Genomic DNA, 7,743 nt, shown 5'->3' with positions numbered 1-7,743 from the left:
TCAGTTGGTCGGCCCGCCAATCGGTGAAGCTGCCCGCTACGGCGACCTTATGGATTGCGCCGGTTTCGCTGAAGTACTTGAAGGTTACTGGAGTGCGGGGAGTGACGCGGACGGCCAGGGTAGCGGTACGCTGGCCGGAATGCAAGCTTACCAGGTAATTGCCGGGTGTGTCATCCATGCTCCGGATAAGGAGGGTGTCCTGTTTTGGGTCGGCGATGACCTGCAGCTGCGGTGGATAAGCCACCGCTAGGGTGTCTGGCACCTCAAGAAGGTAGGGTGTCAGATATTGACCCGTTGCGCCCCTGACCGGCAGCTGAATGGTTCGCAGCGGCAGCATCCACGGGCCGGGGGGTGGGAAGCTGCACTGCCAGCTGCCGAAAAGGGCGAGTACCAGTAAGGCAAGTAAAGTCCACCGAGTTTTAAAAATGGTCATGACGGACCTCTCCACACGTTCCAGGTAGGGCGAATTTAGGCGTAGATCGAAGGCAAAACATCAGTGGGAACCTCCCGGTTCGTTTCTTGACGTACCTATGTGATACCTCAATGCCGGTTGGCCTCGGTGGGCGTATATTTGGACCTATTACTTGTGTGGGGATGGCGAAGTTATGAGGGACCGGGCCGGCCGGCTGCGATCAGTGGTATCGAATGGCATCACCTTACTGGTGGGCCTACTAATGGTCCTGGGGTGCAAGCCCCGCTTCACCCCGGTCATGACGGTTGAGACCCACTTTTTACAGTCGCCGGTGGTCCTGAGTCTGGCGGTGGAAAGCCGGGAGGAGCTGCAGGTGGCGGCGACACTGGCCGTCACGGAGATCCGCCGCTTGGAGCAGGTGTTCGATCCGATCGACACTGATGGCGGTTTGTACCGGCTCAATGAAACCAGGAGCATCACCGATCCCGAGCTGTACCTGATCCTGGAGCGGGCCGACCAGGTCTCGCGGTTGACCGCTGGCGGCCTGAACCTGTTTATGGGATATCTGGAGCGGGCCTATGGCTTTACAGAGCTGTTTCCCAGTCCACCGGAGCCAGGGATAGTGCGGGAAATGCTGCTTCCCTTGCGGCGGGCAACCATTCAGCTCCTGCCAGAGCGCTACCAGGTGCGCATTACTAATGACGCCTTCTCTGTCTCCCTCACGGGTATTCAGGAAGGCTATGTGGCCGATCAGGCTCTAGCCCACCTGGTTTTCGCCGGGGTACCGGACGCCAAGGTGCGGGTGGGATCGCATGTAGCCTGCGGGGGCTCACCGGACGGCCTGGGGTGGCCGCTACCGGTGCGGGACCCCGGTTCGGGGGGAATTGTCCTGTGGCTGTACGGGGAGAACTGTGGGATTGCCACCGCTTCGGTGAATGATCGGGCCTACACCTATCGGGATGAGCTCTATTATGATCATCTGGACCCTGCCACTGGCCGCCCCGCTCGCCGACTGAATTTGGTCACCGTGGTGGCCCCTTCCTGCGAATTGGCTGGCGGACTTGCCCGGGGTATTTTTGTAATGGAACCAGGGGAGGGCCTGCGCCTGTTGAATGACCTGCCTGAGGTGGATGGTATGCTACTGGATCCCGAGGGCGGTATAGCTATGTCTGACAGCTTATTCGTCTGGATGAGTCGCTAGCCCCATGCCGCTGCCCCCTGGAATGGTTCATAACCCTATTGCTTCCGTGGCGCCAGCGGCGCTGTTGCAGCGGCTGGCAGTGGTTCGTAGGCGCCGGTATCTGAAAAGTGGCTGATATGGTCGTGAGAGTTGTGCTACTGGTGGTTGCCCTGGTGGTGGCCGGATGGCTGCTGCGGTGGTGCTGGCGATTGTTCCGGGCAGTGGGGCTCCTGGTATATCTGTCCAGGGGGATGAATTCCTTACTGGCCCGATTGCTTTACCGGATCGAGGTGCAGGTTGAACGTTACCCCCATCAGGGGAGTGGCCTTCAGCCCTATAAAATCTACCGGCCTCTTGCTCGCACTGTGGCGCCAGCTTTGGTGATTTACCACGGTGCCACCTCCTATGGGGAGGAGCACCCGGCCCTGGACAACCTGGCCCGGGCGCTGGCGCATGTAGGGCTGCTGGTTTTTGTGCCCCGGCTGCCGACGCTTAAGGCCGTCATCATCGATAAGGCCAGTATGCGCTCCATGAGCATGTTTTATCGATACATCCAGGGCTATGAAGGGACCTGCCCCGGCCGTATCAGTGTGGCCGGGACCAGTTTTGCCGGTGGACTCCTGCTGAAAGCCCTGCTTGATCAGGAGATGCAGCAGCCAGCCCCCAGGGCGGTGCTGGTGTATGGCAGCTACTGTGACCTGGAGACCACCCTCCGCTTCATCCTTACCGGGACCGTGAAGGCCAGAGGGGTGGAAGTGACCGTAGCGCCTGACCGCTGGGGACAGGTTATCTTTTTCTATAATTATCTTGACCACGTCCCCGGTAGCTTTGATAGAGAAGCGGTGCGGGCGGTACTGGGCTATTATATCCTGGACCGGGTTGACCAGGGGGACGCTGCCCGGGCCATGCTGCCCTCCAAGGAACGGCGGTTGGCGGACTTGATCTTGACCCCCGGTAATCCCGAAAGTACTGCTCTGGCGGAGAAAGTTCTCCAACATAGCAGGCCGGTCTTGGAGGCGCTTTCCCCATCACAATTTTACCCCCGAATAGCTTTTCCCTTCTGGATCCTGCACGGCCGCGATGATAGGATGGTGCCTTATACCGAGGCTCTGGCCTTGAAGCGCCTCCTCCCCCGCCAGGTGCGGATGCATGTTTCCAGCCTGTACAGCCATAAGGGGCTGGGCAATGGCGGGAGCCTGTGGCGAACCCTCCGGGAGGGAGTGGGGCTTGTGGTATATGTCGGGCGGTTCCTGCGGGCCGTGGAGGGCTAATGCTGCAGGCCGCCTCCTTCTATGAGGGCTATGACCGGGACTCCTGCCACTGCATTTTGGATGGATTGCTCTGTGTGCCGGTACACGATGTTCAGGTGGGTTTTTGCTGGGCGCGGGAAGATGGGCATAGTACCGAGAGTGTTGTTTTTTTTGGTAGTTATGCACCTTGGGCGCATTTTGTCTGCTGCTGCAAAATGGCAGGTAAAACTTCTTGACTTTCTCGACGGGCAGATCAAAATTCTCCGTCGAGAGAGGCCCAGTATAGGTTTAATCTGATAACCCACTAAAAAGGAGAACCCAGTTATGGCAGAGAAGGTCAAAGTTGTTGGCGTGAGGAAGGAACCAGGCTATTTGTATTATCTGGGTAAAGACGGCAACGTATGGCGTTCGAAGATGGCCCGGGCTGGCCAGAAAGGTGGGGATGCCGTAAAGGTGGCTGATGCTAGTGTTCGGCGTGAGCCCGGCTACCTGTACTTCGTTGATAAGAACGGCGACGTTTCACGAGCCAAGATGGCCCGCGGCCGTAAGTAACCAACAATTCTTCTAATCCCCTGAACCAAAAGGGTCTCGCCGCCCCAGGTGAGGCCCTTTTTAATGCTCCAGAGCCTACCAGGGGAGACCGATGCTCATTGCCTGGACGAACTGAATATATCCAGGAGTTAACCTCCACCGCCGGACGGTTTTCGGCAATGAAAGCCCACCTGTCACGCCGTCCCGGCAGGGTCTATCCTTGATTCCACCCATGCACCAGTGTAGTTTGTTTATCATTAAATGGTGAGGGTTCCAGGAGTAATACCTACCCATGTCGTGCAGCACAACTATTTCTAGGGATTGGGTGGTGTTTAGCCGCCTGCTCCCATTGCTGCTGGCCGCCACCGGGCTCTTCGCCCAGGGTGAGGGATTGCTCATCACCAGTGTGGTCGTGGAAGGCAACGAAGTGACCCGGGAGCACATTATCATCCGGGAGCTGTCGCACCCGCTTAACCAGCCGTTTGACTCCACTCTGGCACGCAAGGATCGAGACCGCCTCTACAACCTGGGCATTTTCGAGTGGGTGGACCTCTACCCCCGGCCGACTGCACCGGGAGAGGCAGCCCTGGTGGTAGAAGTAGTGGAGACCATCCGAATGGTGCCAGTGCCGATATTTTATTACCTGGATGAGTTGGGTTGGTCCTATGGTGGGGCGTTGAGCTATCTCAATTTCCGGGGGCTAAACCAGCGGTTAGATATCAGCGCCACCTACGGGGCGGAAAAAAGCCACGCGCTCGTCTTCTCCGATCCGTGGTTGGTCGGTAACCAGATCGGCGTATCGGGCTGGCTGCTGCAGATTTATCGGGGGCATCCGGTGCATAACTTCCGCACGCGGATTCAGGACCTGGAATTGGGTTTGGGGAAGATGTCGCGGTTGAAGACAGTGAGTATATGGGGGGCGGTGAGCCTGGAGCGGCGCAGGATTCACTGGCTTGATAAAAGTGGGCGCGAGGACACCGTACACCGCTTTTTCCAATCCAAATTTGACTTCCTTCTGCGCACTACCGATATCTGGCGTGATCCCACTCAAGGCTACCGGTTCAACCTGTACGTTTCGCCGGCGATAGGCTTGGACAAGGAATCACCTACTTATACCTACGTCCGTGTGGCGGGTGCCTGGTTTTACCCTCTACGCCCGGGTCCCCGGCCGCTGGTTTTCGGTATGGGCCTGACGGTGGCACATTACCTTCAGGAAACGCCCTTTTATGCCAAACAGTATGTGGGCGGTTATTGGGTGCGCGGCTACCGGGTCGATCCGCGGAAGAATCCGCCTGAGGTACAAGGCCGGCAGGAAACCAACAGCCTCGCAGCCGCCAGCATGGAACTGCGCCAGACCTTGATACCCCGACGGCTTCTCTGGCAGATGGAGTTGGGGCTGTCGGGAGTGTTGTTCGTGGATGCTGGCTGGGGGTATGGTCCCGCGGAACCCCTGTGGCAGGCCCAGCCTCTGGTGGGCTATGGCCTGGGACTGCGCGTATTCGTCCCTATCCTGTACGTCGTGGCCCTTGATCTGGGGACCAATCCTTACGACACTCGCCTGAGATTTCGACTGAGGATCGGTCACGCCATTTAATCCCCGGACACAACCGCCGAATATCACCCACCCGGGTGTATCATTCTCCTGGAGGTTGTAAATTTTACCATCGTGATTCCTGCAAGTTCAGTCCGGCGCGGACTCTCGACCGTCGTGCTTGCCTTGATCCTCGGTCTAACCGACCATCTTTATGCCTGGCAGGCCGATACGCTGGACCAAGTACATCCTTTGCCGGATACGGCTGGTGCCCAGACCGCGGAGGTCTACGCTCCCGGGCCGGTGCTCAGTCCCAGCACGGATTACCTGTTTTTTGAGGAGCTGCTACCAGGAGAGTCTCGCACCCTGTTCATGGATCTGGCCAATCTTGGCGAAGGGCTGATCAGGCTGGATTCTCTCACCTTTCCCGAAAGGATTGTACAGGTAACCCTTCCCTTCCAGACACTCCGTCCCGGGCAATTTGTCCGCTTTCCGGTCACCTATACCCAGGTGGACCTGGACACCCACGACCTGGAAGTAATTTTCCATTGGGCCTCGCCCCAATACAATGTGACCAATGCCCTGGTCATTGCGTTGAACGCCACGCCCAGACCGCCGCTGCAGGTGACGCCGTCGGTTCTATTGTGGCCGGTCAGCTACGCGGGTTCCAAAAGGACCGATTTTATTCAGCTCCAGAATATCGGTACCCTGCCCATCACCTTTCCTGCCAAGCCGTCCCTGCCGCCTGAGGTGCAGCTGTCGCCAGTGCCTCAGATCATGCCGGGCGAGTCATCGGTGATGCTCAAGGTATCGTGGTGGCCCACATCTGCCGGCCTGCTTGATTCCCGGATTCGCCTACCCTACCGGGTAGGGGAGGTGGTCGGCGAGGTAGCCATTGGGCTCCAGGGCGAAGCCCTCCAGCCAGCCTATTTCGTCGAGGACACTTTGAACTTCGGCCACGTGTTTGCTGGCAGCAGTTATCGGCGGCGGGTAGCGGTGGGTAACGGCTCGGGTGAAACCGTTGTCCTGCGCCGGGTCAATCTGGGCGAGGGCGACGAGGAAAGCACAGCCATTGAAGGCGGGGGAGGGCCGACCGAGTGGATCGAGACACCTGCTGAGCTGGAAGTGGAGCCCGGTGCAACCGCCTATCTGGAAGTAGTTTTTTCACCGCGGTCAATGGGGTTATACCTGGCAGCAATTCCCTTCAGCCAGCAGTTGAAGCCGGACCGGGGCGCCGGGCCGGGAAGCCTGCCGGATATACTCCTGACCATCAGGGCGGAGGTGAGCCTGCCGCTCTCGGTTTCAATCCATCAGGTAGATTTTGGCCCCCAGCCAGTCCTTCTGACGGCCATGCGTCCGCTGGAGGTGGAAAACCGGGGCGCTTCAGCGGTGAGCTTCGCCGTAGAGCTGGCAGCCGGGCGGGAGGTATTTTCCTTTCCACCATTGGTTTTCAGTCTTGCGCCCGGCGACACGCTTGATATCCCGCTTTATTTCCGTCCCCGCGAGATGCAGGACTATAAAGGTGCCGCGGTATTGCGGTATAGCACTTTTGACGAGCCCCAGGAGCTGCCGGTCACCTTCGAGGGCCGGGGCCTGGACCGGCCCCTGCTGCGGCTGGAGGTTATCCCGGACCTCACCATCCAGGAAGATTTTCCCGGCTGGTACCCGGTGGCGGATTTGACCAGGGTATTCGACGATGCCAATCATCAAGTATCCTACCGCCTCTTCCACCCCTTTGGACAGGGGATGCAGCTGGTGGTGGAGCCGGATGGGCACCTGATGGTGGCCGGTACCCCTGATTACCACGGAATCGGTGAGGTGGTGGTCCAGGCGGTCAACGAGCTGGGACACGTGGTTGCCGATACGTTCCGGTTGGCTGTGACTGCGGTGAATGACCTGCCCCGGCTGGCGGCCCCCATTCCCGATATCGTGTTGCGGGAGGATCCAGGTACCGTGGTACTCGGGAGGTTGTCTGAGATCTTCGTCGATCCTGACCGGGCGTTGGACACAGTTGTGACCCATTATACGATCTACACGCCGGCCACTGACGACGCAGTGCGTCTGGCGAAAGAGGGCGATGAGCTGGTACTGACGGTAGCCCCTGACTGGCACGGCAGCCGGTCGTTCGTGATTGCGGCCCGGGATGCTGGCGATACCAGCGTGGTGGTTTTTGATGCCTTCAAGGTGACTATCCTGGCCGAAAATGATCCGCCCGCTATCAGTGTTCTGCCCACACTGGAACTGGTAGAGGATGAAATCGTACGCCTGGATTGGCGGCGCTATATCCGTGATGTCGACCACTCCCACGCGGAGCTGACCCTCAGTTTTACCACCGCGGACGGTGGTCCCTTGCCACTCGCTTTCGTAGGGGCAGGGGAGCTCACGACCGATATACGTCCGCAAGCCGATTGGTTTGGGGAGCTGATAGTCAGGATGACGGTCAGCGATCCGGGCGGCGGGGCAGCGAGCAGGGATTTTGCTGTTAATGTCACACCGGTAAACGATCCGCCGGGTGCTTTCAGGCTGATCGAGCCAATGATCCTGGAGTATGATCAGCGCATACGCTACGCCGGGCGGGATACCCTGGTTACTTTCAGGTGGGAACCGAGCCCCAACCTGGACCCCGGCGACGACCTGCTTTACACCTGGCAGCTGCTGGATACGACCGGGCGGCGGGTGCTCCAGGAGCTGCCGGCCGGTCCGGCCACCGATGTAATGGCCTACCTGGATTCGGCCGGTATCTTTCTGTGGACGGTGGTAGTCCGGGATGGGCAGGGGGCCACGGCCACCAGCGATACCCTTCCGCTGCTACTGGAGGCTCTGGGTGCCGCCATACCCT

Annotated in this window: 6 protein-coding genes; 5 read left to right on the top strand and 1 reads right to left on the bottom strand. The window is 59.2% G+C overall.

Annotation, left to right across the window (positions count from 1 at the left end):
- The coding region (locus tag ACETWG_11825) for a hypothetical protein (GenBank protein MFB0517274.1) at positions 1-433 on the bottom strand (433 nt) is incomplete at its 3' end.
- Positions 434-605: 172 nt separating this feature from the next.
- On the opposite strand from ACETWG_11825, the gene ACETWG_11820 reads away from it, so the two are divergent.
- The 5 genes from ACETWG_11820 to ACETWG_11800 form a co-directional block, all read left to right on the top strand.
- A complete protein-coding gene (locus tag ACETWG_11820; GenBank protein MFB0517273.1) occupies positions 606-1,613 on the top strand; it encodes an FAD:protein FMN transferase in 1,008 nt (335 codons plus the stop codon).
- A gap of 116 nt (positions 1,614-1,729) precedes the next feature.
- The gene (locus tag ACETWG_11815; protein MFB0517272.1) at positions 1,730-2,863 is read left to right on the top strand and encodes a hypothetical protein; all 1,134 of its coding nucleotides are present in this window, start codon (positions 1,730-1,732) and stop codon (positions 2,861-2,863) included.
- A 303-nt stretch (positions 2,864-3,166) separates the two neighbouring features.
- Positions 3,167-3,394: a hypothetical protein gene (locus tag ACETWG_11810; GenBank protein ID MFB0517271.1), complete on the top strand. Its 228-nt coding sequence runs from the start codon at positions 3,167-3,169 to the stop codon at positions 3,392-3,394.
- A 271-nt stretch (positions 3,395-3,665) separates the two neighbouring features.
- Positions 3,666-4,967 (top strand): BamA/TamA family outer membrane protein, encoded by a 1,302-nt coding sequence (locus ACETWG_11805; GenBank protein MFB0517270.1) that lies wholly within the window; start codon positions 3,666-3,668, stop codon positions 4,965-4,967.
- Between the two features lie 114 nt (positions 4,968-5,081).
- Positions 5,082-7,743 (top strand): hypothetical protein (locus ACETWG_11800; protein MFB0517269.1); only part of this gene is annotated, 2,662 nt, incomplete at its 3' end.

The organism is Candidatus Neomarinimicrobiota bacterium (assembly GCA_041862535.1).
Classification (GTDB): domain Bacteria; phylum Fidelibacterota; class Marinisomatia; order SCGC-AAA003-L08; family TS1B11.
The sequence above is the reverse complement of the archived record's forward strand: the minus strand, read 5'-3'. Positions and strand labels throughout refer to the sequence as shown.